Annotated in this window: 28 protein-coding genes; 10 read left to right on the top strand and 18 right to left on the bottom strand. The window is 61.9% G+C overall.

Features of this window, described 5'->3' with window-relative positions; all coding sequences use genetic code 11:
* Nucleotides 1–101 precede the first annotated feature (101 nt).
* The gene (locus ACN6KF_RS04325) at nt 102–980 is read left to right on the top strand and encodes a glycosyltransferase family 2 protein (RefSeq protein WP_434955649.1); all 879 of its coding nucleotides are present in this window, start codon (nt 102–104) and stop codon (nt 978–980) included.
* Between the two features lie 25 nt (nt 981–1,005).
* Here ACN6KF_RS04325 and ACN6KF_RS04330 read toward each other — a convergent pair whose 3' ends face one another.
* From ACN6KF_RS04330 to ACN6KF_RS04365, 8 genes are all read right to left on the bottom strand, one after another.
* Nucleotides 1,006–1,596 (bottom strand): GNAT family N-acetyltransferase, encoded by a 591-nt coding sequence (locus ACN6KF_RS04330; protein WP_434955650.1) that lies wholly within the window; start codon nt 1,594–1,596, stop codon nt 1,006–1,008.
* A gap of 45 nt (nt 1,597–1,641) precedes the next feature.
* Nucleotides 1,642–1,977: a WbqC family protein gene (locus ACN6KF_RS04335; RefSeq protein ID WP_434955651.1), complete on the bottom strand. Its 336-nt coding sequence runs from the start codon at nt 1,975–1,977 to the stop codon at nt 1,642–1,644.
* Nucleotides 1,978–1,997: 20 nt separating this feature from the next.
* Nucleotides 1,998–2,711 (bottom strand): CatB-related O-acetyltransferase, encoded by a 714-nt coding sequence (locus ACN6KF_RS04340; RefSeq protein ID WP_434955652.1) that lies wholly within the window; start codon nt 2,709–2,711, stop codon nt 1,998–2,000.
* A gap of 236 nt (nt 2,712–2,947) precedes the next feature.
* A complete protein-coding gene (locus ACN6KF_RS04345) occupies nt 2,948–3,775 on the bottom strand; it encodes a transporter substrate-binding domain-containing protein (protein ID WP_434955653.1) in 828 nt (275 codons plus the stop codon).
* Between the two features lie 28 nt (nt 3,776–3,803).
* Complete coding sequence (locus ACN6KF_RS04350) at nt 3,804–4,454, bottom strand: amino acid ABC transporter permease (RefSeq protein ID WP_434955654.1); 651 nt, start codon at nt 4,452–4,454, stop codon at nt 3,804–3,806.
* An 8-nt stretch (nt 4,455–4,462) separates the two neighbouring features.
* The gene (locus ACN6KF_RS04355; protein ID WP_434955655.1) at nt 4,463–5,134 is read right to left on the bottom strand and encodes an amino acid ABC transporter permease; all 672 of its coding nucleotides are present in this window, start codon (nt 5,132–5,134) and stop codon (nt 4,463–4,465) included.
* 196 nt (nt 5,135–5,330) lie between these two features.
* Nucleotides 5,331–5,969, bottom strand: a complete 639-nt coding sequence (locus ACN6KF_RS04360) for a hypothetical protein (protein ID WP_434955656.1) — start codon at nt 5,967–5,969, stop codon at nt 5,331–5,333.
* Between the two features lie 107 nt (nt 5,970–6,076).
* Entirely contained in the window at nt 6,077–7,153 is a 1,077-nt protein-coding gene (locus ACN6KF_RS04365; protein ID WP_434955657.1) for a substrate-binding domain-containing protein, read from the bottom strand.
* 240 nt (nt 7,154–7,393) lie between these two features.
* On the opposite strand from ACN6KF_RS04365, the gene ACN6KF_RS04370 reads away from it, so the two are divergent.
* Both ACN6KF_RS04370 and ACN6KF_RS04375 read left to right on the top strand, forming a co-directional pair.
* A complete protein-coding gene (locus tag ACN6KF_RS04370) occupies nt 7,394–8,848 on the top strand; it encodes an aldehyde dehydrogenase family protein (RefSeq protein ID WP_434955658.1) in 1,455 nt (484 codons plus the stop codon).
* 202 nt (nt 8,849–9,050) lie between these two features.
* The gene (locus tag ACN6KF_RS04375; protein ID WP_434955659.1) at nt 9,051–10,016 is read left to right on the top strand and encodes a methionyl-tRNA formyltransferase; all 966 of its coding nucleotides are present in this window, start codon (nt 9,051–9,053) and stop codon (nt 10,014–10,016) included.
* A 61-nt stretch (nt 10,017–10,077) separates the two neighbouring features.
* On the opposite strand, the gene hppD is transcribed toward ACN6KF_RS04375, so the two are convergent.
* Complete coding sequence (hppD, locus tag ACN6KF_RS04380; protein WP_434955660.1) at nt 10,078–11,181, bottom strand: 4-hydroxyphenylpyruvate dioxygenase; 1,104 nt, start codon at nt 11,179–11,181, stop codon at nt 10,078–10,080.
* 243 nt (nt 11,182–11,424) lie between these two features.
* Between hppD and ACN6KF_RS04385 the strand changes: the two genes are divergently transcribed.
* On the top strand, nt 11,425–11,907 hold the full coding sequence (locus ACN6KF_RS04385; protein ID WP_434959612.1) for an Lrp/AsnC family transcriptional regulator: 483 nt from the start codon (nt 11,425–11,427) through the stop codon (nt 11,905–11,907).
* A 15-nt stretch (nt 11,908–11,922) separates the two neighbouring features.
* Here the strand turns inward: ACN6KF_RS04385 and ACN6KF_RS04390 are convergent, their stop codons facing one another.
* On the bottom strand, nt 11,923–12,780 hold the full coding sequence (locus ACN6KF_RS04390; RefSeq protein WP_434955661.1) for a LysR family transcriptional regulator: 858 nt from the start codon (nt 12,778–12,780) through the stop codon (nt 11,923–11,925).
* Nucleotides 12,781–12,931: 151 nt separating this feature from the next.
* Between ACN6KF_RS04390 and ACN6KF_RS04395 the strand changes: the two genes are divergently transcribed.
* Nucleotides 12,932–14,506, top strand: coding sequence for an MFS transporter (locus ACN6KF_RS04395; protein WP_434955662.1), 1,575 nt, complete (start codon nt 12,932–12,934; stop codon nt 14,504–14,506).
* A gap of 219 nt (nt 14,507–14,725) precedes the next feature.
* On the opposite strand, the gene ACN6KF_RS04400 is transcribed toward ACN6KF_RS04395, so the two are convergent.
* The gene (locus tag ACN6KF_RS04400; protein ID WP_434955663.1) at nt 14,726–15,157 is read right to left on the bottom strand and encodes a winged helix-turn-helix transcriptional regulator; all 432 of its coding nucleotides are present in this window, start codon (nt 15,155–15,157) and stop codon (nt 14,726–14,728) included.
* 89 nt (nt 15,158–15,246) lie between these two features.
* Between ACN6KF_RS04400 and ACN6KF_RS04405 the strand changes: the two genes are divergently transcribed.
* Genes ACN6KF_RS04405 through ACN6KF_RS04415 form a run of 3 tightly spaced genes read left to right on the top strand, consistent with a single transcriptional unit; the run spans nt 15,247 to nt 17,768 of the window.
* On the top strand, nt 15,247–16,062 hold the full coding sequence (locus tag ACN6KF_RS04405; protein WP_434955664.1) for an oxidoreductase: 816 nt from the start codon (nt 15,247–15,249) through the stop codon (nt 16,060–16,062).
* A 48-nt stretch (nt 16,063–16,110) separates the two neighbouring features.
* The gene (locus ACN6KF_RS04410) at nt 16,111–17,112 is read left to right on the top strand and encodes an NADP-dependent oxidoreductase (RefSeq protein ID WP_434955665.1); all 1,002 of its coding nucleotides are present in this window, start codon (nt 16,111–16,113) and stop codon (nt 17,110–17,112) included.
* A 47-nt stretch (nt 17,113–17,159) separates the two neighbouring features.
* Nucleotides 17,160–17,768, top strand: coding sequence for an HAD-IA family hydrolase (locus ACN6KF_RS04415; RefSeq protein WP_434955666.1), 609 nt, complete (start codon nt 17,160–17,162; stop codon nt 17,766–17,768).
* Here the strand turns inward: ACN6KF_RS04415 and ACN6KF_RS04420 are convergent.
* The 3 genes from ACN6KF_RS04420 to ACN6KF_RS04430 are packed head-to-tail and all read right to left on the bottom strand — an operon-like array spanning nt 17,765 to nt 19,151.
* The gene (locus ACN6KF_RS04420; RefSeq protein WP_434955667.1) at nt 17,765–18,031 is read right to left on the bottom strand and encodes a hypothetical protein; all 267 of its coding nucleotides are present in this window, start codon (nt 18,029–18,031) and stop codon (nt 17,765–17,767) included. The genes ACN6KF_RS04415 and ACN6KF_RS04420 overlap by 4 nt on opposite strands.
* Nucleotides 18,032–18,057: 26 nt before the next feature.
* On the bottom strand, nt 18,058–18,588 hold the full coding sequence (locus ACN6KF_RS04425) for a chromate transporter (protein WP_434955668.1): 531 nt from the start codon (nt 18,586–18,588) through the stop codon (nt 18,058–18,060).
* On the bottom strand, nt 18,588–19,151 hold the full coding sequence (locus ACN6KF_RS04430) for a chromate transporter (protein WP_434955669.1): 564 nt from the start codon (nt 19,149–19,151) through the stop codon (nt 18,588–18,590). Before ACN6KF_RS04430 ends, ACN6KF_RS04425 begins: the two co-directional genes overlap by 1 nt.
* A gap of 104 nt (nt 19,152–19,255) precedes the next feature.
* On the opposite strand from ACN6KF_RS04430, the gene ACN6KF_RS04435 reads away from it, so the two are divergent.
* The gene (locus ACN6KF_RS04435) at nt 19,256–20,158 is read left to right on the top strand and encodes a LysR family transcriptional regulator (protein WP_434955670.1); all 903 of its coding nucleotides are present in this window, start codon (nt 19,256–19,258) and stop codon (nt 20,156–20,158) included.
* Nucleotides 20,159–20,175: 17 nt separating this feature from the next.
* Here ACN6KF_RS04435 and ACN6KF_RS04440 read toward each other — a convergent pair whose 3' ends face one another.
* From ACN6KF_RS04440 to ACN6KF_RS04455, 4 genes are all read right to left on the bottom strand, one after another.
* A complete protein-coding gene (locus tag ACN6KF_RS04440) occupies nt 20,176–20,919 on the bottom strand; it encodes an SDR family oxidoreductase (RefSeq protein WP_434955671.1) in 744 nt (247 codons plus the stop codon).
* A gap of 120 nt (nt 20,920–21,039) precedes the next feature.
* The gene (locus tag ACN6KF_RS04445; protein ID WP_434955672.1) at nt 21,040–22,311 is read right to left on the bottom strand and encodes a sugar ABC transporter permease; all 1,272 of its coding nucleotides are present in this window, start codon (nt 22,309–22,311) and stop codon (nt 21,040–21,042) included.
* Nucleotides 22,308–23,159 (bottom strand): ATP-binding cassette domain-containing protein, encoded by an 852-nt coding sequence (locus ACN6KF_RS04450; protein ID WP_434955673.1) that lies wholly within the window; start codon nt 23,157–23,159, stop codon nt 22,308–22,310. Before ACN6KF_RS04450 ends, ACN6KF_RS04445 begins: the two co-directional genes overlap by 4 nt.
* A gap of 191 nt (nt 23,160–23,350) precedes the next feature.
* Nucleotides 23,351–24,421: an ABC transporter substrate-binding protein gene (locus ACN6KF_RS04455; protein WP_434955674.1), complete on the bottom strand. Its 1,071-nt coding sequence runs from the start codon at nt 24,419–24,421 to the stop codon at nt 23,351–23,353.
* 667 nt (nt 24,422–25,088) lie between these two features.
* Between ACN6KF_RS04455 and ACN6KF_RS04460 the strand changes: the two genes are divergently transcribed.
* Entirely contained in the window at nt 25,089–26,486 is a 1,398-nt protein-coding gene (locus ACN6KF_RS04460; RefSeq protein WP_434955675.1) for a glycerophosphodiester phosphodiesterase family protein, read from the top strand.
* The last annotated feature ends 50 nt before the right edge of the window (nt 26,487–26,536 follow it).

The raw sequence follows: 26,536 nt of genomic DNA on the forward strand, positions 1-26,536 counted from the left end.
AGTGATCAAAACGCTCGGACCAGCGCGAGATTTGGTAGTTGCAGCTGTTGCTGCAAAGGAATAGGACATCCCTTGATTGTTGCTGATAGGAGCCCGCGAGCGTGTCAGAGCCCTGCGTAACTATAGGGATTCCTGTCTACAATGCAGAAGACATGATTGCGGAATGTCTGGACTGTTTATTGAGCCAGACATACAAGAATATTCATGTCGTTATTTCGGATAACGCTTCAACAGACGGCACTCAAGCCATCATTGAGCGATATGCGGCAATCGATAATCGAATTACATATTTGCGGCGGCCTGAGAATGTCGGGCCTGTGAAGAATTTTCGTGGTCTGGTGGACGCTGCGGAGACGCCGTTCTTCCTGTGGCGAGCGCATGATGATTTGTCGTCCGCCGATTATGTCGAGCGGTTGGTAGCCGCTTTTGATAGAACGCCGGATGCCCTACTGGCGGTTCCTACCGTCAAGACCTATCGAAACGACCGGCCTGTTACCATTGCGCGTCCTCGAGAGCCGCAGGGAACGCAACTCCGACAGATCGCGGATCTTCTTTATGACTCTCACGCAAGCTGGTTTTACGGAATGTGGCGAACGGATGCCTTGCGTGGAATATTGGACTATGTGAATCGGGCGTACCCGGACCCCTGGGGGTCCGATCATCTGGTGATGTATCCAGTTTTCATACGCAGAGCCGTTGCGATGGCGCCGGAGGCTCAGTTTTCTCAGCGAGTCATCTGGAAGGAGGCCAATCGCTCGATGAGGATCGTGCCGGCTATGCATCTGATCCGGCTGCGGCGAGCCTATTGGAAAGCTTGCCTCCATAATATCGATGAAGCCGGATTTAGCGGAGCAAGGAAGCTTGCCCTGAAGGGAATTACTTTTTTCTATGTCGGTAAAAGGGTTGCCCGAGTTGGGAAGATTACCCGTGTCGCCATCAGACAGGTTTTAGCCTTGTTCAAGAGCAAAACTCGAAAATAAAGAAAATTTGAATTCCAATATAATTCTATAATTGTTTCTCCATCAATATTACATCATAAGATTTATCATTCGTATGAAAATGATTCAATAGTGTACCTACAATTCGAAAATTCATCGACTGGTAAAGCGAGGGCGCAGCGAGATTATCTGCTCTGACTTCCAGGAGTATTTTCTCCAGTTGGTATTTTTCCTTTGCCACGGCAACGAGATTCGCCATTGCAAGGCGCCCCAGACCTTGGCCTCGGGCGCTCTGCGCAAGAGCGATCCCAACAAAGCCATACCGGTTGCGATGGTGAATGTTGGTAATCTGGGCAAAGCCTATTGGTTCGTCCGTCGTATCGTCGGCAATGACCATGAAACTGCCATCGGGGTCGCTTTTCCGGCGGTCTAACCATCCCGCGACTGCATCATCATCCGTCGATGCCACCACATTGAGAAGCAGGGCCTGCAGCACGGAATCTTTCCGAAGCGAGGCAAGAAACTCAAAATCGCTATTTTCCGGAGATCTCAAGCTTACTCGCTTCAATATCGTATTCCTGTTTGCTTGACTGCGTTTCCCAAGAACCCGGGAATACGAAAATCCATGAAGAGTTAGCAGCCTTTTCGTTACTCCCATGAACCACCGCCAGTAGTCGATAGGGGGAGTCTGCCGGTCAACGCGTCATGGCTCCTGCTTTGCCAGAAATTCGCGCCAATGCGTGGTTCGGGGTTGCAGATATTGATGGGCATCGCGGTCGACATGGCCGATCAGGTTGAGGACGGAGACATGAGGGGTAAAGGCGACATCGCCCTGTGGCCATGGTGTTAGGCTGTAGTCCATATACTCGACGCTCACGCCATTCGATTCGAACGCCTCATGGTCCATATATCGCGCGGCCCCATGTCCGGTAAGATATCGTGTCCCTCCCAAACTGAGGACGATGTCCAGCACGCGCCTCAACCAATGACCTAGCAGGGCGACGATACCCCGCCATTGGTTGAGGCGCTCGTATTTCATCGTCCAGATGCCTCGGGTACTCAAAGCTGGGCGAGGAACGCGGCTGGGTCCCGCAATAGCGATGCCCTGGCTCGGATGGCCGCATCCGGCAAGGTCCACCAAGCACTGGCCAGCAATTTTTCGATGGTAGCGTCATCGAAGCGGTAGCGGATCAGTTTGGCGGGCACGCCACCCATGATGGCATAGGGAGGCACGTCCCTGGCCACCACCGCGCCGCCGGCGATCACGGCGCCGTGCCCGATGGTGATGCCGGTCATCAGGGTTGCACCCATGCCGATCCAGACATCGTGTCCGATCACGATCGGTTCGTTCTTGGGATAAGGGCGATCGATCGTCTCGTCGACGATTCCCCAGCCTTTGAGGTAGGTGGCGGGGCTGGTCGAGACAAGGTCGAGAGGGTGGTTGCCGCCGGAGACCTTGATCTCGGTCGCAATCGAGCAAAAAGCGCCGATCTCGGCAATCATGGATTGCTTGGTGCAGAGGGGGCGGTATCCGTAACTGTATTTGCCGACGGAGATGCCGAAACGCTGCTTGACCAGTGCCCGCATGAAATCGTCCCGCGGGCCATAGCGGTGGCGCGACCATTTGGCGGCTTTGCGCAAGGCAAAGCGCGGCAGGCCGATTTGTAGTACCCGCCGATGCAGGGCGGAGCGAATGACGATATCATCGGGAGCGTAGGTCAGGGTCGTCGCTTTGGGGGAAATTGCCACGGCAGACTTTCGTTTCTTCGCCATCGTCTCTCTCGGCCAAGTCAGCCCCTATGCGGCGATCGAGAGTGGGACCGCCGGAGCTCCCGTTGCCTACACCAACTCTGCCGACTTCCTCAACGGCTTCTTCGAAGGCTGCCGGCTCTTCTTCATTGCGCCACGGAGACAATCGAGAGGAGGCTGCAAGACACCAAACATTGGCGGAATTTCCCGGCGCGGCCTATCCGTCGGCCTGGCCGGGAAACTCTGGTTAGGCGCTCATGTCAGAACTTCGGCATCGGCGGCAAGGGGGCCAGCGCAGAGCCGAACCATTTCTGGTTGATCTGGCTGAGCTGTCCGTCAGCCACGATCTCGGCAATGAAACCGTTACACCATTCCTGCAGGGCGGTGTCGGCCTTGCGGAAGGCCATGCCGTTGGCCTGCTCCTTCATCTTGAACTTGGCCTCGATGCCGAGGCTGGCATAGTCCTTGGTGAGCTGGGCGAGCACGGTATTGGAGGCGCCGATCGACTGCACCTGGCCCGATATCAGAGCCTGAGTGGTGGTGGCGTCGTCGTCGAAACGCATGATCTGGGTGCCGGAGGGGGCGATCTGCGAGACGGTGATGTCCTGCGTCGAGGCGCGGGCCACGCCCACGGTGACGCCGACGAGCTCTTCGGGTTTGGTCACCTTCAGGTCTTTCGGCCCCATGATATAGGTGGTCAGCGTGCTGTAGGGATTGGAGAACAACACCTGCTTCATACGCTCGGGCGTGATGCCGAAAGTGGCGATCAAAAGGTCGACCTTGTTGGTGAGCAGATAGGGGATGCGGTTGGGCCCGGTCACCGGCACCAGCTCCAGCGAGACGCCCAGCTTCTTGGCCATCAGGGCGGCGACGTCGGCATCATAACCGGCCGGTTTCTGTTCGGAATCGGTGCCGCCGAAGGGTGGATAGTCGGTAAGGACGCCAACGATCAGCTTGCCGCGCGCCTTGATTTCATCGGGTGTCGCGGCGGCTGCCGGCTCGGCGGCGAGGGGCAGGGCCAAGGCAGCCATGCTGGCGGCGAGGCACAGCCCCAGCCTTCGGCGCGAAATCGGATATGTCAAAGCCATGATCGTGTCCTCCCGTTGATTGAAAATTTCAGCGTCTTGCCACCGTCAGCCGCCGCTCCATGGCGCGGCTCCAGAGCGACAGGGGCCAGCACACCAGGAAATAGGCGAGCGCCACCAGGCCGAAGATGGTGAAGGGCCTGAAGGCGGCGTTGTTGATGATCTGGGCGGCGCGGGTGATCTCGACGAAGCCAATGATCGAGGCGAGCGAAGTGCCCTTGATCAACTGTACCAGGAAGCCGATGGTCGGTGGGATGGCGATGCGTATGGCCTGGGGAATGACCACCTTGAACATGCGCGGCACATAGGTGAGGGCGAGTGCCCGGGCGGCCTCGCTCTGGCCGGGTGGCACCACCTCGATGGCGCCGCGCCAGATCTCGCCGAGGAACGCACTGGCGTTGAGGGAAAGGCCGATCGCCGCCGCCGTCCAGGGATTGACGTCGATGCCGAAGATGCCAGGCACGAAAAAGGCCAGAAAAAGCTGCATCAACAGCGGGGTGCCCTGGAACAGCTTGATATAGCCCATGGCCAGCCAGCGCAGGGGCCGGATTTCGGCCGTGCGCGCCAAGGCGACGAGGAGGCCGCCGAGGCCGCCACCGATGAAGGCGACCACCGAAAGCAGCAGCGTCCAGCGCACGGCCAGCAGGATGTAGAGAATGTCGGCTTCGCTGAGGGTGCGCATGCTGCCTCCTACCGCCGGCTCGGTTGGCGCAGGAAGGCGCGCTCGATGCCAGCGAACAGGCACCAGAACACGATCGACAGGGCCAGATAGACGCTGGTCGCCACGAAATAGACCTCGAAACTGCGGAAGGTACGCGACTGGATGTCACCCGCCGCTGCCGTCAGTTCGCTGGCGGCGATGGCCGAACAGACGCTGGAGTTGAGCATGAGCAGGATGAACTGGCTGGTCAGCGAGGGATAGATCGCCTGAATCGCCGGTTTGAGGATGACGAGGCGGAAGATCTGCAGCGGCTTGAGGCCGAGCGATTTGCCGGCCTCGATCTGGCCCTTGGAGATGCTCTCGATGCCGGCGCGGATGATCTCGATGCCATAGGCGCCGACATTCACCACCAGCGCCAGCAGCGCCGCGCTGTTCGAGGAAAAGCGCAGGCCGAGCGAAGGCAGCCCGAAGAAGATCACGAAGACCTGGATGAGGAAGGGGGTGTTGCGGATCAGCTCGATATAGGCGTCGACGACGTAACGCAGCCAGGTTGGGCCGGAGGTCTTGGCGAGCGCGCCGACCACCGCCACCACCATGCCGATCGCCATCGCCAGCCCGGAGAGGACGAGAGTGTGCAGGGCGCCGGCGGCAAGCTCCGGCCAATAGGCGAAGACGTCAGCGAACTCGAATTCGTAGCTCATGCCGTCCGCTCTCGCGGCAGTCCAGTATCGGCTCGGACGGAACGGCCCACGCGGCGTCTCCCTTTGACGTTCCCGTTAAGCGCCCGATCTTCGTGGGCCTCGATCGATGGAACGCAGCTTTGCATGGATGGCCGGCAGGGTGAAGCGCCAGCCGGGAAGATATCCAAGGATATTGGAAAGACCGCGCGTTGGGTGGTCAGTGAGCCTTGCCGGGCAGGATCAGGCCGGGTGAGACGGCGCCGAGCACGATCGGCTTGTCCTTGCCACAATGGAACGAGCGGGCGTGCTCGTCAGCGATCTTACGCGCCAGGGCATTGGCGCCGGCATTGGCCCGGGCATCGACATAGCCGAGGTGGCAGGTGCCGTCCTTGCCGAGCCGGGTGACGACGAGCACGCGGCCGGAGGCGGGCGAGGGACCCTTGGCATCGGATTTGTGGTCGGCTTCCGTCATCACCTGCCATTGCAGGATGGTGGCGAACGGTTGTTGCTCACCGGCAGCGAGACGCCATTCCACCGTACCCCGATAGGCACTGTTGAAACCGGTGAAGGTTTCGTTGGCCGCGATGTTGTTGGCGCCGGCCTTGCCGAAGCTCACGAACATGCGCTGGTCGCCGGCGGCAAGCCGCACCGGCAGGCCTCTATAGCCCGGGCAGCGCCAGGTGCCGTAGTCCTCCTCGTCGCTTCCCGGCTGGTGGGGGCATTTGGCGGTATCGAAGCTGGTATAGGCGCTGGTGAAGGGCTCGGCCGCGAGGACGCCGGAAGAGAGCAGCAGCAGGACGGCCAGCCCCAGCAGGAAGCTGGCGAAAAGGGTCTCCGCGATGTCGTTGCGTGTCATGGCGCTCCTCCTGTCTTCCCGGTTTCGCTGACGCCCTTCTAGGGGCGCCTCGACGAAGACACTGTGCAGGATGGCACGAAGCCGGTTCGGCGAGCGGCAGAGCAGGACTACTCCGACCGGCGGAAGACATCCCGGATGGTCTTGATCGCGCCGGCTTCCTTCACGCGATAGCCCGGCAATTGCGAGATGGCGGTGTGAAATTCCTGGCCGCGCATGACCGCCAGCACGCGCTGCATGGCGGGCTGGTCGAGGATCTGCTTGTGGCACACGAAGACATAGTCTTCGGTGAGGAGGCGCACGAAGTCGAGGCCGAACTGCCGGGCGGCCGCCTCGACCCCGAAGGCCACGTCGGCGAGACCGCTGGCGACATAGGCGGCGACGGCGGCATGGGTGAATTCGGAATGTTCATAGCCGTTGATCCGACTGCCATCGATGGCGTGCTGGGCCAGAAGCTGTTCGAAGACGAGCCTCGTGCCTGAATCCGGATCCCGATTGACGAAACGGATCGATGGTTCGAGCAGCTTTTCCAGCCCGTCTATCCCGCGCGGATTGCCACGCTGCACGATAAGGCCGACCTCGCGCGTTACGAAGGAGATCACGCGGTGCAGATTCGGGTTGAGCCAGCCCTTGCTGGCAGCGATCGCGCGCTTGCGCAACTCACCCTGCGGCAGATGCATGCCGGCGAGGTCGCAGCCGTCATGGACCAGCGAGACCAGTGAGCTCTGGTTGCTGACATAGCGAAAATCGATGTCGATATCCGGCTCTCGGCTGAGAAGCTCGCGCAGCTTGGGCACAGCGAAGCCGTGGCTGGCATGGATGCGCAGCACCAGCGGCCCGTGCGGCAGCATCTGGTTGATTTCGGTTTCCAGTTCCTGCGAGAGATTTTGCAGCAGCGGTCCCAGCCGCGCTTCCAGCCGCTGTCCCGCCCAGACCAGTTTCTCCCCGAAGGGGGTGAGGCTGGTGCCGCTGCCTTGCTTGCGGACGACGATGGGCGTGCTGAAGAATTCGGACCATTTCTCGATCAGGTTCCAGGCGTGGCGATAGGAAACACGCGCCTTGTCCGCGGCGGCGGTGATCTTTCCGGTGGCGCGGATCTCGGCGAGGAAGTCCAACATGATCTGGAGCGATTGCGCATCTTCCTGCCGGCGAAAACGCCAAACGGGCTCGATCTCGATCCGGATCATGCTCTCCCTCCGACTCGAAGCTTTGCGGCGAGTGCGCCAGCATATGAAATTGAGTTCATATTATATCCGTCACAACATAGGATCGTTCGTTCATAACTCTAGCGGTGTTTATAAGCAGAAGATTTCATATTCCCATGATTTTATTAGGTAACTAGCATCATTTCTGTCCTGCGGCCGACGGCCTTCGTCGCCGACAACAAGATAAAATATGAACTATAGTACATATATGGGAGCTCTAGCGTGCTTAAACGGGTTTATGGCGACATACATGATCTCTTGATCGACGGCCGCCGGGTCGCGGCCGCATCCGGTCGCAGTTTCGAGACACTCAATCCCGCGACCGGCGAAGTCGTGGCCCGGGTGGCGGAGGCAGATGCCGGTGATGTCGATGCCGCCGTCCGTTCGGCTCGTGCGGCCTTCGAGGGCAGTTGGTCGCGGATGAAGGCCAGCGAGAGAGGAGCGTTGCTCCTGAAACTGGCAGATCTCATCCGCCGCGATGCGGATGAATTGGCACGGTTGGAGAGCCTCGATTCCGGCAAGACAGTTTCCGCCATTCGCCGCCAGGACCTGCCCGCCGTTCTCGACACGCTCACCTATTATGCCGGCATGGCCGACAAGATTAATGGCCAGGTCATACCGGCCCGCACTGACGCTTTGACCTATACGATGCGTGAGCCGCTGGGGGTTGTCGGCGCCATCATTCCCTGGAACTTCCCGCTGATGATCGGCATGTGGAAGATCGCGCCCGCGCTGGCCTGCGGTTGCACCGTGGTGCTCAAGCCCGCCGAACTGACGCCCCTCACGGCCCTGAAGATCGGCGAACTCGCGCTGGAGGCAGGCTTTCCCGCCGGCGTTCTCAACGTCGTGCCGGGGTTTGGCAAGATTGCCGGCCAGGCGCTCGTCGATCACATGGATGTCGACAAGATCACCTTCACCGGCTCACCTGTGGTCGGACGCCAGATCCTGCAGGGGGCGATCGGCAATCTCAAGCGCGTGACGCTCGAACTGGGCGGCAAGTCGGCCAACGTCATCTTCCCGGACGCCGACCTCGACGCCGCTGCCAAGGCCGCGGGAGCCGGAATCTTCTTCAATACGGGGCAGGTCTGTTCGGCCGGCTCGCGCATTCTCGTGCATGAGAGCGTCTATGACGAAATGGTCGAGCGGCTGGCGGCGCGCGCCCGCTCTATCCGCCTCGGGGATCCCCTGGAGGCATCGACCACGATGGGGCCATTGGTCTCGGAAGTGCAGATGAAGCGGGTGCTTGATTATATCGACATCGGCCGCAAGGAAGGGGCTTCCATTGTCACGGGCGGTGCCAGGCATGGCAAGACCGGCTATTTCGTCGAGCCGACCGTCTTTGCCGGCGTCCAGCATGAGATGCGTATCTCCCAGGAGGAAATCTTCGGGCCTGTCGCGGCCGTCATCCCATTCAAGGACGAGGAAGATGCCATCCGCCTGGCCAATGGCACGGTCTACAGCCTGGCTGCCGGTGTCTGGACCGGGGATATCGGTCGGGCGCACCGCTTTACCCGGCGGCTGAAGGCCGGCACGGTCTGGGTCAATACCTATGGTCCCACCGACGTCCGCCTGCCCTGGGGCGGCGCGCGCGATTCAGGCTTTGGCCGCGAGCATGGCGATGCCGCCATCGACAATTTCACCGAGCCCAAGGTGGTGTGGATCAACACCGGCGCCTGACCAAAGCAGGAGCCGGAAAACCGTGTTGCGGTTTTCCGGCAAGAATCTGCGTCAAGACAAGAACCTAAGCAGACGAAGCGTCGGCGGAGCCACGCAAGTTTGCCTGGCGCCGGCCTGAATGCCGGATCCCCGAGACATGGAGCGTTTTCCAACCCCGCGCGAGCGGAGACGGAGCTTCTTTGCCTGAATTCATGGAGAAATCATGCGTATCGCAATCATTGGCCAGCAAGCGTTCGGCAAGAGCGTGCTGGAAGCCTTTCTGGCCCGCGGCGACGAGGTGGCGGCCGTCTTCTGTGCTCCCGAAAAGCCGGGTGCACGGCCCGACCCGCTCCGCCTCGCCGCCGAGGAGCGGGGGCTCAAGCTGTTCCAACTGCCCAATCTCAAGAGCCCGGCAGCCGAAGGCGCCTTGCGCGCGCTCGATGTCGATCTCGCCGTCATGGCCTATGTGCTGCAATTCGCGCCGCAATCCTTCGTCAACATCCCAAGGCACGGCACGATCCAGTACCATCCGTCCCTGCTGCCGCTGTATCGGGGTCCGAGTTCGATCAACTGGCCGATCATCAAGGGGGACAGACAGACGGGCCTCACCATCTTCCGCCCGACGGACGGACTCGACGAGGGACCGGTGATCCTGCAGAAGACCGTGGCGATCGGCCCGAATGACACGCTCGGCAGCATCTATTTCGACCATCTCTTTCCCTTCGGCGTCGAGGCCATGCTGGAGGCGGCGGACGTGGTCGTGGCTGGTCGCCATGCGGAACACACCCAGGACGAGAACCTCGCCTCCTATGAGGGCTGGTGCCGGGATGCCGAGGCCAGGGTCAATTGGAATGCCCATGCCGAGGCCATTCACAATCTCATCCGAGGCTGCGATCCTGCTCCCGGTGCCTGGACGACGGTGCAGGGCCGGAAGGTCCGCCTGTTCGGCAGCGTGATGCGGCGGGTACGCCGTTTTGGCGATGTTGCCGGAAAGGCCGGGGAGATCACTGCCATCGGTGAGCAGGGCATTGCGATTGCGGCGCAAGGAGGCATGATCGAGATTGCCACCGTCCGCAACGATGCCGGGCAGAAGCAATCGGCCGCCGCCTTTGCAAAGTCGCACGGTCTTTCGGTCGGGGATCGCTTCGAATCCGGTGCCGATGTCGATCTCGCTGCTGCTGCGGGCTGAAAGCTGAGACAAGAGTGCCGACGCCGCAACGGCGTCGGTTTCCCGGCGCTGCCGGAAGGGCCTATTCGGCAGCCAGCGCGCCGCGTCGGATCTGGTCCTCCTCGATCGACTCGAACAAGGCACGGAAATTGCCCTCGCCGAAGCCTTCGTCGCCCTTGCGCTGGATGAATTCGAAGAAGATCGGGCCGATCACGGTCTTGGAGAAGATCTGCAAGAGGATCTTGGTCATGCCACCGTCGCGCACGCCTTCTCCGTCGATCAGGATGCCGTGCTTCTTCATGCGCTCTATCGGCTCGTCATGGCCGTTCACCCTGGCATGGGAGCGCTCGTAATAGGTGTTGGGCGGGCCCGGCATGAATTTCAGGTTGTTGGCGGCCAGTTTGTCGACCGAGTTGTAGATTCCCTCGGTGCCGACGGCGATGTGCTGGATGCCTTCGCCATGATATTTCTTGAGGAATTCCTCGATCTGGCTGGTGTCATCCTTGGACTCGTTGAGCGGGATGCGGATCTTGCCACAGGGCGAGGTGATGGCGCGGCTGACGAGGCCGGTGATGCGGCCGTCGATGTTGAAGAAGTGGATCTGCTTGAAGCCGAACAGTTCACGGTAGAAGGCCCACCATTTGTCCATGTTGCCGCGATAGACATTGTGGGTGAGGTGGTCGAGATAATAGAAGCCGACACTGGCCGGCTTTGGATCGTGCTCGCCCAGCCAGTCGAATTCCCGGGCGTAGGCCGAGCCTTTTTCGCCATAGGCGTCGATGAAATAGAGCAGGGAACCGCCAATGCCGACGATGGCCGGCACGTCGAGCGTCTTGTCGTTGCCTTCATAGGGCGTGGCGCCCCGGGCCACCGCATGCTCGAAGGCGTGCTTGGCATCGACCACGCGCCAGGCCATGGAGGGCGCGCAGGGGCCATGGGTTTCGACGAAGCGCAAGGCGTGGCTGCCAGGCTCGGCATTGACGATGTAGTTGATGTCGCCCTGACGCCAGACCGTGATGTCCTTGGTCTTATGGGTGGCGACAGGCACATAGCCCATGCTGGTGAACAGCGCCTGGAGCTTGGCGGGGTCGGGATGAGCGAATTCGACGAATTCGAACCCATCCGTTCCGGCGGGATTGTCGGTGGTAATGGCCGCCGGCGGCGCGTCATGCGGGAAAGGGCCCATATTTTCCTCCTGCCATAGCGTTTTGCGATTTGACGGAGCCGGCAAGGATCGCAAAGACGTGTCGTAACAAATAGCTAGAGCAAAGAGGCGTTCAGCCATGAATGCGCTTTGCTCTAGGAGGGCGATGATGCGCCCTCCGCTTTGTGAGGAATTGTGCCACTGAGCGCATGCAATGTGCTTGCATCTTTCGCGTGATCGGCAAAAACTATGCACGAAACGCGCATGAAATCACGGATTGATGCAATGATCGATCTCGACGCTTATGATCTCCGAATCCTGTGGGAGCTGCAGCGCGACGGTCGCCTGACCAATATCGAACTGTCCGAGAAGATCGCGCTATCAGCCTCGCAATGCTCGCGCCGGCGCTCTCGCCTGGAGGCGACAGGGGTGATCTGCGGCTATCAGGCCAGCCTCGATCCGCACAAGATCGGGCTCGACCTCCTGGTGGTGATTTCAGTGACGCTCGCCACCCACAACCGCGACAATGCCCGCAAATTCGCCCAGCTGGTCAATGACCTGCCCGAGGTGCTGGAGGCCTATGCCCTCACCGGTGAGATGGACTACCACCTCAAAGTGGCGACACGCGGGCTTGCCGGCCTGTCGCGCTTCGTCAACGAGGTGCTGCTGCCCCATGATTCCGTGCAGCACGTGAAGACCTCGATCGTCCTGGACACGCTGAAGCGTTTCGAAGGGCTGCCGCTCTCCAGCCCGCACGAGGAAGAATGATGCTTGCTCCGTGCCTCAGCTCGTTCGGTGTTCCCGGAAGGCCGTGGTGAGGATGCGCAGGGCATCCCGCGCCCGCGGCGACAGGGCGTTGCAATGCAAGATAATCTGCGATGGCGGCAAGGGGGGCAGGCCGAGCTTGGCGCTGACTTCGATCACGCCGGGCGGGGCGACGCGGTGGGCGAGGGCCGCGACCGCGACGCCGGCGGAAACGGCAAGGTTAAGGGCCGAGCCACCGCCGCCGACGAAGGTCTCGCTCCAGGCCAGGCCCGCTTGCTCGAGAGCTTCCGTGGAGCGCAGGCGATCGGGGCAGGTTTCGCACATGCTCAACATGGCGAGCGGCAAGGGATCTTCGCGCCGCCATTCGAAGCTGGGTGAGGCGTACCAGCCGTAGTGGGTCGCCGAAAGTGGCGTGCCCGGCCGTCGATCGTCCTCGTTATGGACGATGACGGCGTCGAGCCCGCCTTCGTCGAGAGCGGCCATCAGCATGGTGGTGGTGTCGATCTTCACCTTCAAGGTGAGCGTCGGGTCGTGGGCGTTGAGCTGCGCCAACAGGGCGGGCAGTTCGGGGCCGGCGACATGATCGACGAAGCCGAGTGACAGCCGGCAGGGCGCCGAAGCGAATTCGGCGATCGCCCGCTCATGGGCTGCGATGAAGTCGCGGGCGGCGGGCAGGAAGGCGGCGCCGCGCGGTGACAGGCGCACCCGCCGCGGCGTGCGCTCGATCAGCCTTGCGCCGAGCTTTTCTTCCAGCCGCCTCAGCTTGACGCTGATGGTGGCCTGCGTGCTGGCCAGCGCCTCGGCGGCCCTGGTGAAACTCTGCAGGTCTGCCACCATCACGAAGGCCTTGACGGCGTCGACATCCAGCGTCGTCATCGTATCAATTCCATTTTGTCATTTCTGAAATAGATGATGATCGTCTTTTTATATGATCAGCCATCTTCTATGTGAGGACAACCGTCTTTTTCAAGAGCCGGGGGAGGAGTGCGCGGCCATCGCCGCCGGCCCCGGACCGGGTTGTTCGATCATGACTTTTCAGACAGGGCGCAATGCTGTCGCATTGGCGGGCGTATGTCTCGCTTCCCTCTTGTTCGGGCTGGAGATTTCCAGCGTGCCGGTCATCTTGCCGACCCTTGAAACCGCGCTCAAGGCGGATTTCAAGGATCTGCAGTGGATCATGAATGCCTATACCATCGCCTGCACCACCGTCTTGATGGCGACTGGCACCCTGGCCGATCGTTTCGGCCGCAAGCGCGTGACGGTGATCACCACCATCGCCTTCGCCATGGCCTCGTTGATCTGCGGCCTTGCCCAGGATTCGTTGGTGCTAATCGTTGCCCGTTTCTTGCAGGGCCTGGCAGGCGGGGCGATGTTGCTGTGCACCGTGGCTGTGCTCTCGCACCAGTTCCAGGACGGCACCGAGCGCGGCCGGGCCTTCACGGCCTGGGGCATCGTCTCGGGTATCGGCCTCGGTTTCGGGCCGCTGATCGGCGGCCTGATCGTCTCGCTTTCCAACTGGCAGTGGGTGTTCCTCATCCATGTGCCGCTTGCGGCCGTGGCGCTGCTTCTCATCGGTGTCGGCGTCAGGGAATCGCGCGATCCCCAGGCCAAGCGCATCGATTTGGCCGGTATCGTCACGCTGTCCCTGGCCGTGTTCGGTTTCTCCTATCTGATCACCCAGGGAGCCGACCTGGCACCGGCCATGCGCTGGGGCGCCGCGGCAGTGGCCATCGTCGCCTTCGTTGCCTTTCTGGTGGCCGAAAAGATCAGCCCGCATCCGATGTTCGACTTCTCGGTGTTTCGCATCCGGCAGTTCTCGGGCGCGATCATGGGCTGCATCGGCATGAATTTCAGCTATTGGCCCTTCATCATCTATCTGCCGATCTATGTCTCCAGCGGTCTTGGCTATGATGCCACCCAGGCCGGTTTGCTGCTCTTGGCCTATACATTGCCCTTCATGGTCGGCCCGCCACTCGGGGAGGCCTTGCGTCGGCGCTATCAGGCGCGGATCGCCATTCCCCTCGGCCTGCTGACGATCGGCCTCGGTTTCATCGCCATGAAGATCGGTGCCGGCGTCGAGGGTGCCAATTGGCTGACCCTGCTGCCGGGCCTCCTGATCGCCGGCCTCGGCATCGGCATCACCTCGACGCCCACCACCAATACCACCACCGCTTCGGTATCGCCGGATAGGGCCGGCATGGCCTCCGGCATCGATATCAGTGCCCGCCTGATCACCCTGGCCCTCAATATCGCGGTGATGGGTCTCGTCCTGGTCGAGGGCATCCGGGCCTCGCTGCAGGCGAGCCTTGGGGCGGCGCTGGGAACCGAGGAATTGCGGACGCTGGCGGAGAAGGTTGCCGCCGGCAATCTCGCCAGCCTGACCCAGGCCGTGCCCAAACTCGCCGGGGCGGATCCGACCGGCGCTCTCGTCCACGCCGCGCTAGTCGACGGCTTCGGGCTGGTGATGCTCTATGGCGGCATCGGCGTGATCGTGCTGGCCATTCTCAGCTATCTGATCTTCGGATCCGGACAGGCACAGACGGTGGGCAAGGCCGAACGCGAAGTTGCGCCTTCGCCTGCTGTCGCTCTGAAAGGGGAATGAAGTATTCGACCGTATACAGAAGGCAAAATAGTCGAGCGGCGCCGTTGAACCTATCGGCGCCGCAATGCTTTTCTAGGCTCAGAACCTAAGAGTCCGACATCCGCATTTGGCAGCAACTCCCTGAGACGTCGCTCGACAAACGGAGCGTCACCGGCCCCCCAACTGGAAGCGAGCTTTCGACAGGAGTTGTCAGGCGCGGCTTTATCTGCCGTGGGCAGACTATTCGGGCGCGGCGATACGAATAGGACGTGTTCCGACAGGAGCGCCGGTCTGGCGGTCGATGGTGACGGGATCGATCTCCGTTCCGGTCTCAGCGTCGAAGAACCGGGTCACCTTGCCCCCGCCGCGATGTTTGCGTCCCCAGGCACCGATCGCAAACAGCACCGGCAGAAAGTCGCGGCCGGCTTCCGTCAACACATATTCGTCCCGTGGCGGGCGGTCGGAATAGCGGCGTTTCTCCAGCAGCCCGTCGTCGGTCAGGGCTGAAAGCCGCCCCGTCAGCATCGTCGGCGCGATACCGAGGCTCTTGCGAAAATCATCGAAGCGGGTCAGCCCCGCATGAGCGTCGCGCAGGATCAGCATGCTCCATGCGTCACCCACAAGCGCCAGGCTGCGGGCGATCAGACATGGCTGGTCCGACAGTTTTTTCATGTCAGTATCTTTTTAGTAGTGACTTACTATCGAATTGATAGTAATGGATCACTCGTCGATCTTCCACGATAAAATGAAAGCCGAACCTGATGAGCAAGACAGAACGCGGCATTGCCCTGGTCACGGGGGCCTCCTCCGGCATCGGGCTGGTGACGGCACAGGCGCTGCGTCGCGATGGCTACCGTGTCTTCGGTACCAGCCGAAAGACGATGCCCGACACTGCGGACGGGATCACGATGCTGATCTGCGACGTAACCAGCGATGCCTCCGTTCAGAGCCTCGTCGACGAGGTCCTGAGCCGCGCGGGGCGGATCGATCTTCTGGTCAATAACGCTGGTCTCGGCCTCCTAGGGGGCGCTGAGGAATCCTCGGTTGCACAGGTGCAAGCCCTGTTCGACGTCAATCTGTTCGGCGTCATCCGCATGACCAATGCCGTGTTGCCGTCGATGCGGCGGCACGGCAAAGGACGCATCATCAACATCGGCTCGATCTTGGGCCTCATACCTGCGCCGTATGCGGCTCACTATTCAGCGGCAAAACACGCAATCGAGGGCTATTCGGAATCACTGGATCACGAGGTTCGTGCCTTCAATATTCGCGTCTCGGTTATCGAGCCGGCGTTCGTCCGCACTGTCTTCGACCAGAATGGGATTAAGCCGGATTCCATCTTGAATGAATATGATGGCGCTCGAGCTGGCCTCCACGCGCTCCTTCGCGACGTGATGCCCAAAGCCGATCTGCCAGATGTCGTGGCCGCTGTGGTGGTCAAGGCCGCGACCGACGCCCGTCCGCGACGCCGCTATACCGCTGGCAAGGCGGCGCAGCAGATCGGCATACTGCGCCGGTTTGCCCCTTCAGATGTATTCGACAAGAGTTTGCGCAAACAGTTTCGTTTGCCGGTCTGACGGCATTGCTCGGTCGGCCTGCTTTCCATAGAAACGAAAGTCAATCTAATGCGATCATTCCTGATTGACCGCTACACGAAAGGCGGTGTTCTGCGGCTCAGCGAAAGTCCCGAGCCAGCGTTGCTTGCGAATGACGTCATGGTGGAGATTCGAGCCGCCGGCGTGAACCTCCTCGACAGCAAGATCAGGGACGGGGAGTTCAAGTTGATCCTGCCCTACCGCCTTCCCCTGGTGCTGGGCAACGATGTAGCGGGCGTGGTGGTGCGGGTCGGGGCCAATGTCCGGCGCTTCAAGCCTGGCGACGAGGTCTACGCACGTCCGGCCCAGGATCGCATCGGGACTTTTGCCGAGTATATCGCCATGGACGAGGCCGATGTAGCGATCAAGCCGAACAATCTGAGTATGATCGAGGCTGCATCCATTCCGCTTGTCGCCCTGACGGCCTGGCAGGCGCTGGTCGAGCGGGCCGAGTTGCAGAAGGGACAGAAAGTTCTGATCCATGCCGGCTCGGGCGGGGTGGGCACGATCGCGATCCAGCTTGCCAAGCATCTGGGGGCTCATGTGGCCACGACCACGAGTACGGCCAATATCGCTCTTGTGAAAAGTCTCGGCGCGGACGTCGTGGTCGACTACAAGAAGGATGATTTCGAGAAAGTGCTGCAGGGTTACGACGTCGTGCTGAACAGCCTCGGGAAGGATACGCTGGAAAAATCCCTTGCTGTGCTGAAGCCGGGCGGCAAGCTCATCTCGATTTCTGGTCCGCCGGATCCGGACTTCGCGAGACAGAATGGCTCGGGCTGGCTGCTTCAACAGGTCATCCGCCTGCTGAGCTCCGGTATTAGGAGAAAATCGAGACGGCAAAAAATCAGCTATTCGTTTCTCTTTATGACAGCCAACGGCGGGCAACTTGGTAAGATCACTTCCCTGATCGAGGCGGGCGGCATACGCCCGGTAATTGACTCGGTTTTCCCGTTCGAGAGGACCAACGAAGCACTGGACTATGTCGAAACGGGTCGTGCGAAGGGGAAGGTCGTCGTCGCTGTGAAGTGACGTCTGGAGACCAATAGAGGTCAGCGGATTTGAAAGCAGGAAGCATCATGTCGTCTTCGCCGTTCCAAGCGCTCGTCTTCGATCTCGGCGGCGTCGTGGTGGAGCACGACAATGCCGTGCTGTTCGAGCGCCTGGCTTCACGCTGCCATCCCTCCTGGACGCCCGAGGAGGTGGTGGGCTTGTTCCGGCAATCGCGTTGGGGCACGGGAACAGCGATCCGCCTGTTTCACCAGCAATTGGCCGAGGTGGGCGGATATGAGGCTTCATGGGACGTTTTCGTCGAGGATTGGAGCTGCCATCTCGCCGTCAATCCCTCCATGCTTGCCGTCATGGAGCGCCTGGCAAAGCGCAACCGGGTGATGATCTTCTCGAACACCAATCAAGAGCATTGGGATTTCGTCAAGAAGGCATCGGGCGGCCTACTGGCCGGTTTCGAGCCCTATCTCAGCCATGAGATAGGGCATGAGAAACCCTCGCTGCGTTCCTTCCAGGTGGTGGCCGAGAAGGCCGGCATCGATCCGGCCGGCTCCATCTTCTTCGATGACCTGCCCGCAAATGTGGACGGTGCAAGGCAGGCTGGTTTCCAGGCCGAAGTGTTTCTGGGTGAACCTTGGCTCCTGTCTTACCTGGAAGCCCGCGGTGTTGCCTTGGGCTAAGCCTCGAAGTCAGCGGCGGATCGGACACCACGCTCCTGCTTCAGGAACAGCCTGCCTGCTTCGGTCACGCCGACCATGGCATTGCCATCGATCCAGTTGCGCGCAACGAAACCTCGATCATTGGCCTCTTCCCATACCGGTAGCCGCGGACACGATGTCCGCCAGACGTCCATGACCTCGGCATAGGGGCGGTCATTGTGCGACAGCCAGGCCAGGAGGTCGCACAGCAGGGGAACGAGTGTGTCGGATGCCGGTGTTGCCATGATCGAAAAACCTCTTCGTCCTCGCCTTAGAATTGGGCAAGCCCGCTCAGTCCGATCGCGGCGCCTCCCGCCAGTACCAGAAGCGGATGGATGCGCGTCGTCGCGGTGAGCAAGGCGGAAACCGCGATGATGCCGGCCAGCAGCCAGGTCTCGGCGGAGGCTTCGGCGATCACGGAGGCACTCGCCGTGACCAGTCCCACCGTCATCGGCAGCAGGCCCGCCTGCACCTTCTGCCGCCAGGGCCGGTCGCGAAAGCGGTCCCAGAGCCTGAGAGCAACACCGGTGATGAGGGAGGAGGGGCCGAATTTGGCCAGCGAGGTCACCAATACCCCCGGCAATCCGGCGACATGCCAGCCCACGAGCGGCACGATCATCATGTTCGGGCCGGGGGCGGCCTGCGCCAGGGCGAACATTGCGCCGAATTGCTGCGCCGACATCCAGTGATGGATATCGACCACCTGCCGGTGCATCTCGGGCAGGATGGTATTGCCGCCGCCGAAAGCGAGCAGCGAAAGCTCGGTGAAGATCAAAACGAGGCTCAGCAGGGTCGACGCCATCACGCTTTCCTCCAGGCCAGGAGGATGCCGAGGGGGGCCAGGACCAGCATGGTCGCGAGCAGGGGCAGGCGCAGGATGGCGATCGCAAGGAAGCACGCGCAGGCGATCACGATACCAGCGGGGTCGCGCCGCAGCGGACGAGCGACCTTGATCGCCATCGAGACGAGAAGTCCGGCCGCGGCCGCCGAAAGCCCCGCGAAGAGGTGGTGGACATGCGGATCGGCGTGGAAGCGATCATAGAGCACGCCGAGACCGATGACGATTGCCGTCGGAGCGGCGATCAAGCCCAGCAGGGCCGCGCAGGCGCCGGCTACGCCGCGAAAGCGCAAACCGATGGCGACCGACATGTTGATGATGTTGCCGCCTGGCAGGAATTGGCACAGGCCCAGGAGGTCGGCGAATTCCTGCGCGCTCAACCAGCGGCGCTCTTCCACGACCATGCGGCGTGCCAGCGGCAGTACGCCGCCGAAGCCGATCAGGCCCAGAGTGAGGAAACCACCGAAGAGGTCGGCAATGTCGGGGGATCTTCTCTCCATCGGGAGGGAAGGGGTTGCTGCGTCCATGATGATGTCGGGCCTAGCTTCGAGAATTTGCGCTGAAGTTAGGCTTCTCGATCCATCACGTCCAATATATGGTAACGGTATTATTCATATCTAAAGAATATGGCATGATTGAACTACGCCATCTTCGCTATGCCGTGACCGTTGCGGATGAGGGGCATGTGACACGCGCGGCCGAGCGCCTCGGCATCCAGCAGCCGCCGCTCAGCCAGCAGATCCGTGCGCTGGAGCGTGAGGTCGGCGCGCCCCTGTTTCAGCGCCTGCCCCGCGGTGTGCGCTTGACCGAGCCGGGGCGGGTGCTGGTGGAGCGAGCCCGGCTCGTCCTGCAGGATGTTGATGCGGCATTGGAGGCGGCGAGAAGGGCGGCGCGGGGCGAACAGGGCAGGCTTGCGGTCGGCTATACGACCTCGGCTGCCTTCCATCCGCTGGTCTCCGCCGTCATGCGCGGGCTGCGGGAGGCGGCGCCCGGTATCGCGCTCTCATTGGAGGAAGGCAGCACGGGCGATCTTATCGAGCTGCTGCGCGCCGATCGGCTGGACGCGGCCTTCGTCCGGGCACCGGCCGCGAGCCCCGACGGACTTATCGTGGAGCCTCTCCACATCGAGGAGATGCTGGTTGCCCTGCCGGACCATCATCCGCTTGCCGCAGCTTCCTTGCGCCGGCAACGCTTGTCGCTCGGCGCTCTTGCAAACGAGACCTTCGTTCTCAATCGCCGGCCCTCCGGCCCGGGCCTCTATGACGACATCATCGCGGCCTGCCGCGCCGCAGGGTTCAGCCCGATGGTAGGGCAGGAAACGCCGCGGATGGTCTCGACGCTGAGCCTGGTCTCGGCCGGTCTCGGCCTCTCGATCGTGCCGGCTTCCATGGCGAAATTGGAGACGAACGGCATCGTCTATCGCCGGCTCGATAAGACGACGCGGCTGGCCGCGCCGCTCTATCTCGCCCGCCGCGAGGATGCACCGAGCCCCGTCTTGGCGAGGTTCCTGGATATGATACGTCGACAGGCCTGACTCTTGGTATGCCGACGTCAGAGATCGTTGGCCTGGGGGAGGATCACCAGGTCGCGGATGGTGACGTTGCGGGGACGGCTGAGCATGAACATCACTGCATCAGCCACTTCCGTCGGCTGCATAAGATCGCCGGCCGCCAGGGCCGCGTCGAGCTTGGCCTTGGGCCAGTCGCTGATCAGGGCGGTGACCACGGGTCCGGGCTGGACGGCGCCGACACGGATGCCGTGCTTGGCGACCTGGCGCCTGACCGTATGGACGAAGGCCTGCACCGCATGCTTGGAAGCGGTGTAAACAGGCTCCCACACCACTGGGATCATGCCGGCGACCGACGAGGTGACGATGATGTCGCCGGTCTTGCGTTCCACCATATGCGGCAGCACTTCGCGTATCGTGCGGAAGGCGGCATTGATGTTGAGATTGAGCATGCGATCCCAGGCGTCGGGATCGCCCTCGACGACCTCGCCGCCGATATAGGAGCCGGCATTGGCGTGGAAGATGTCGAGCTGGCCTGTTTTGTCGAGAATCTCAGGCATCATCCGCGACACGCTGGTCGGATCGAGCAGGTTGGTCACCACCGGGATGGCGTTCGGGCCGAGTTCCTCGCAGATCGTCTTGAGGGCATCCTCGGCGCGGTCGACGAAGACGACGCGGGCGCCGGCCGCGAGCAGGGCCTTGGCGCATTCGAGGCCTATGCCCGAAGCTGCGCCGGTGATGGCCGCGACCTTCCCCGAGAAATTCTGGCTGTTGAAATTCTGTTCCATGAACGGCGTCTCCTCGATCAGTTCCGGGACGGCGCATGCCTCCCGCTGGGACTTTGAGTATCTCGGGAAAATGAGCCGGCGAGCTCTTGATCGGTAACAGTTCGCCGGCTCGGGACAGGGTCAGGCGCGGCCGTGGGAGACGCGGGACCTGCGGGCCAGGGAGTCGACGATCACGGCGATGGCGAGCACGGCGCCGGTGATCATGTAGCGCAGCGAGGAGGACAGATCGAGCAGCGTCAGGCCGCTCGAAATCGCCTGGATGACGATGATGCCGAGCAGGGCCGAATAGGCACTGCCACGGCCGCCGAACAGGCTGGTGCCGCCGATGACCGCCGAGGCGATGGCATTGAGGTTCACCTCGCCAGTGCCGGCCTGCTGGCTGGCGGAAGCCAGGCGCGCCGCGGCCAGGATGCCGCCGATGGCCGCCAGGCCTGCGCAGGTCACGAAGGCGGAGGCATAGATGAAGCGGACATTGATACCGGCGCGCCGCGCCGCCTCGCGATTGCCGCCGACGGCGGTCATCGAGCGGCCCCATTTGGTGCGGGTCAGCGCGTAGTTCATCACCACGACCAGGACGACGAACAAGGTGAACATCCACGGCACGCCGCGGTCCTGGTTGAGATAGAACACCACGAGTTCCAGCGCCACGATGATCGCGGCAGCGCGCAGCAGGATGAAGGCGAAGGGACGGGCGGATAGCCCGGCTTCGCGGCGGCGGGCTGCGGTGCGAAAATCGGCATAGAAGATCACCACGCCGGCGATGGCGGCGAGGGCGTAGGAGATGATGTGAGGCATCACCAAGGTCTGGCCGAAATCCACCACGCCGGAGCCATAAGGCAGGTTGATGGAGCCGGTCGAGCCGAGCAGATAGAGCTGCAGGCCGAGCACGGCGAGCAGGCCCGCCAGGGTAGCGACGAAGCTCGGCATACCGAAACGGTTGAACAGGAATGCGTAGACGGCGCCGATCGCCATGCCTGCCAGGACCGCGGCGGGAATGGCGAGCGCCACCGGCCAGTTCATGTTAACCCACAGCACGCCGAGCAAAGCCGAGGACAGGCCGCTCACCGAGCCGACCGAAAGGTCGATCTCGCCCAGCATCAGGATGCAGACGATGCCGAGGGCGATCACGCCGACTGTCGAGCAGTCGAACAGCAGGTTGACCAGATTGTTGGCCGAGAGAAACACCGGACTCAGGCTCTGGAACACGATGCAGATCAGGATCAGGCCGACGATCACCGGTAGGAAGCCGAGATCGCCCGAGCGTATGCGTTCCAGGAAGGCGCTGATGGCGCCGCCGATGCTGTCGTCATGCTTCACGCGGATATCGGCGCGGTCGAGCGGCGTTTTGGCGGTAGCCGGTTCAGACCGACTTTGGTCGATGTTGCTGCTCATGGCCGGCTCTCCTGGCTCTGGCTCTGCCTACCCTCGGTGGCGCCTTGTCCCTGAAGCCGCGTGGCGCGCCGGGACACTGAATTCTCCGCGGTGCCGGTAATGGCGCTGATGAGGTCTTGATGAGAATCCTCAGGCGTGAAGACCCCGTTGTTGCGCCCGAGCCGGAGCACCACGATGCGGTCGGCGACGGCGCGGACGTCGTCCATATTGTGGCTGATCATCACCACGCCGAGGCCGCGATCGCGGACGCGCTCGATGAGATCGAGCACTTCGGCGGTCTGTGCGACGCCGAGGGCTGCCGTCGGCTCGTCGAGCAGGATGATCCTGGGTTCGAGCAGGAGCGAGCGGGCGATGGCGACGGTCTGGCGCTGGCCGCCGGACAGCGAGGCGATGGGTTCGCGCACGCTCGGAATGCGCGCCGACAATTCGTTCAGCAGCTTCCAGGCCTTGATCTCCATCGAGACCTCGTCGAGCCGGTAAGGTTCGAGTTCGCGACCGAGGAAGATATTGGCGACCGAGTCGAGGTTCTCGCACAAGGCTAGATCCTGGAAGACGGTGGCGATGCCGAGATTGAGGGCGTCGCTCGGCGTCGAGAGCGTCACCGGCTTGCCGTGGAAGGTGATGGTGCCGGAACTGGGTTGGTGGACGCCGGCCAGCACCTTGACCAGGGTCGACTTGCCGGCGCCGTTGTCGCCGACCAGTGCCACCACCTCGCCGGCATGGACGTCGAGTTCGATATCGGTCAGGGCCGATACGGCGCCGAAATGCTTGGAGACATTGCGCAGGCTCAAAATGAGCTCGCCCATGGGCGCGTTGGCCGATGTGGAACTGGGAGAAAGGTCAGTCATGCCGGAATCCTTTCATGTGTGGGATCGGGAAGGCCTGGCTGCTGGAGGGGTTCGAACAGATGCATGTGGCCGTGTCGCCATCCTCCTGCGAGGCAGCATCCTGCGATATCCGTCAATGTATACAGCCGGAGACTGTGTGGGCAGCCGCGATCTCCCGGCCGCTCGGGGCGGCCGGGAGGGCGATGGCATGCTTACTGTGTGATGCCGAGCTTCTTGCAGCCTTCGGCATAGCGTCCGCCGCAGAGCTGATCTGCCGTGGCGATCTTCTTGTCGATGATCTCCGCCTTGAGGTTCTCGGAGGTCACGATGACCGGCACGAACAGCTTGGAGGGCGTGTCGAACAGGGTGGCCTCAGCCTTGGGGGTCTTGCCGCCAAGGAGTTCGAAGGCGACATCGGCGGCGGCGGCGGCGACGATCTCGCTCGGTTTGGAGATGGTATTGTACTGGTCGCCGGCAATGATCAACTGCAGGGCAGCGAGGGTGGCATCATTGCCGGTGACGGGCGGCACGGGGTCGAAGCCGGCCGCCTTGAAGGCTGCGATCGCGCCGCCACCGGTGCCGTCATTGGCAGCGACCACGCCGACGATCTTCTTGCTGAAGCGCGAGATCTGGCCACTGGCCCATTGCTGGGCGTTTGAAGGCAGCCAGTTGGGCGTGTCGAATTCGGCCAGGGTCTTGTAGCCGCCGCTCTTCAGGCCCTCATGGATGCCGTCGCGGATCAGCCGGGCGGCTGCGTCGGTCGGCGAGCCGTTGATCTGCAGCACGCCGGTGTCCTCGGTCGGCGCCTTCGTCGCCTTCAGATGCTCGACCAGGGATTCGGCAATGGCCTTGCCGATCGCCTTATTGTCGAAGGACACGTAGAAATCGGCCTTGGCGTCGGGGATGGGGCGGTCATAGGCGATGACCTTGATGCCCTGGCTCTGGGCCTGCTTGACCATGGAGGCCGCGGCGGCCGAGTCGACCGGATCGAGCACGATGACCTTGGCACCCTGCGTGATCACCGAGTTGAACTGCTGCTGCTGCTTGGAGATGCTGGCGTCGGCGTTCTGGTAGAGCACCTTGCAGCTCTCGCACAGCTTCTTCATCTGGGCGACGAAGCCGGGATGATCATGTTCTTCATAGCGGGTCGAGCCCTGATCGGGCATGAGGAACGCCACGGTGGCGTCCTTGACGGCGGCGTCCTGCGCCAGGGCAGAGGCGCTGCCAAGCAGGGACAGGGCGAGGACGGCGATGCCGGTCGATTTCAAGGATGTGAGTTTCATTCGGGCTTTCTCCCTAGGACTTTATGATTGTTCGAATGATCGATGGTGACGTTGCGCGGCCGAGATTGGTCTAGTGTCCGCCGCGTTCCGGGATGGAGCTTGGCGGTACAACGCATTGGCTGGCCGCAGGGTACCAAGGCGCTGCTATTTTTTGATCGGCGCGTCAGACCCGGCTTGCCGCCGGACCATGGTCAACTGGAAGAAGCAGGGTGATTGGGAGCGCTGGCGCGTGATCCGCGGCGCGTAATGCCGTTTCGAGCCGGGATGACATGGATTGGCGATAATGCTCGCAGCGCCTCTCCCGGGCCGCTTTCGGATCCCTGGGCATGACCGTCTCCCCCAAATGCGGCCGGCTTGACCCTGCCGCTCTTGCCGTCGAGCCAATGACTCTCCAGTCCCATTAAGCTAACCCGTTGGGGAAACTACGTGCCACCACGTTTCACGGGTTGTGGTGATACTTTTTTGATCGCCGAGGCGCAGATCCGGCTGTCTTCCCAGCCGGGGCCCGTTGCGGGTCAAAAATGATGCGTCCGTGTTTCGGCCGGACACGGCGCGGCGTGGTTCTCGTCGACTTGCTTCACCGGTCATCCGGTTGTCAGAAAATTACGACAAGAACATAGGGGCGGGCATTCAGGGGCGATGGCGAGCAAAGGGTGGAGATCCGGTCATGAAATTTGGTTGCGCGAGATGGAATGCTCTTGTCGGTGTGGCTTTGCTCGGCGCTGCCGCCGTGGGCATGGCCCCGTCTTCGGCAGTCCTTGCTCAAACCGCTAGCGCACCGACAGGCGCCAAGTCTTTTCTGACCCTCGACGGCAAGCCGCCGCTGGTCATCGGACATCGTGGCCTGCCGGGCCTCGCGCCGGAAGAGACGGAGGCTTCCTATGATCTGGCCGCGGCCCTCGGGACGGATGCGCTGGAAGAGGATCTGCATTTGACCAAGGATTGCGTGCTGGTGGCGCGCCACAATCCCTGGCTGAGCGACAATACCAACGTTGCGGAGGTGGCCAAGACCAATGCTGAGGTCGCCGCCCGCAAACGCACGGTGCCCGGGGTCACGGTCAAGGTGAAATGGCCCCAGTCGCCGACCAGCGGACCTGCCGAATACCTCACCGACCTGACCGATCCGGCCAATCCCCAATCGGTGCTGAAGTCCCTGGTTGTCGACGGCGAAGACCATACCAATGATTGGTCGATCACCGATTTCACCATGGCTGAGCTGAAGAATTGGATCGCCGGCACCACCTATGACGCGGCCAATGAGCGGCCGAAGGTGTTCAACGGCAAGTTCCCGATCCTCAGCTTCCAGGAGGTCATCGACATCGCCAAGGCCAAGAGTAAGGAAACCGGACGCCCGATCGCCGTCTATCCGGAAACCAAGAACCCATCCTGGAACAATGCGCAGGCCATCGCCAATGGCTGCGGCGCGCCGGGCAGCCGTCCGCTCGAAGATGCCCTGATCAAGATCATCAAGGACAATGGCCTCAACACCAAGGAAGCCCCCATCCTGGTGCAGAGCTTTGAGCCGAGCAGCCTGAAATATATGCGCAAGCACGGTCTGGAGACCCGGCAGGTCCAGCTCATCGATGGGGATGGCATCGACTTCAAGACCGGCAAGGTCCTCTATGACGACATCACCAATTCCCGCCCCTTCGATTGGACCGTCTCGGGCGACCCGCGCTGGTTCGACGCCATGCTGAGCCCGACGGGCCTGGCAGAGATCAAGAGCTATGCCGACGGCATCGGTCCCTGGAAGCCTCAGATCGTCTCGCTCAAGATCTCGCCCTGGAAGGAAATCAATGCCGATGGCACACCCTTCAAGGGATCGACGCCTGATGCTTCGACCCAGGATCCGACCAGCCTCGTCGCCGACGCGCACAAGGCGGGCCTGTTCGTGCATGTCTTCACTTTCCGGAACGAGAAGAAATATCTGGCCGCCGACTATCGCGGAGATCCGAGCCTGGAATATCTGAAGTTCTTCCGCCTGGGCGTGGATGGCGTCTTTACCGATTTCACCCATACGGGCGTCGGTGCCCGCGCCGCGTATCTGCGCGAACTCGGTTGGTAGGAAACCGCCATCACAAATCCGTATGAAAGCGGCAATGTCGGCGTAATCCC

It is taken from the genome of Labrys methylaminiphilus subsp. lupini (genome assembly GCF_051161885.1).
Lineage (GTDB): Bacteria > Pseudomonadota > Alphaproteobacteria > Rhizobiales > Labraceae > Labrys.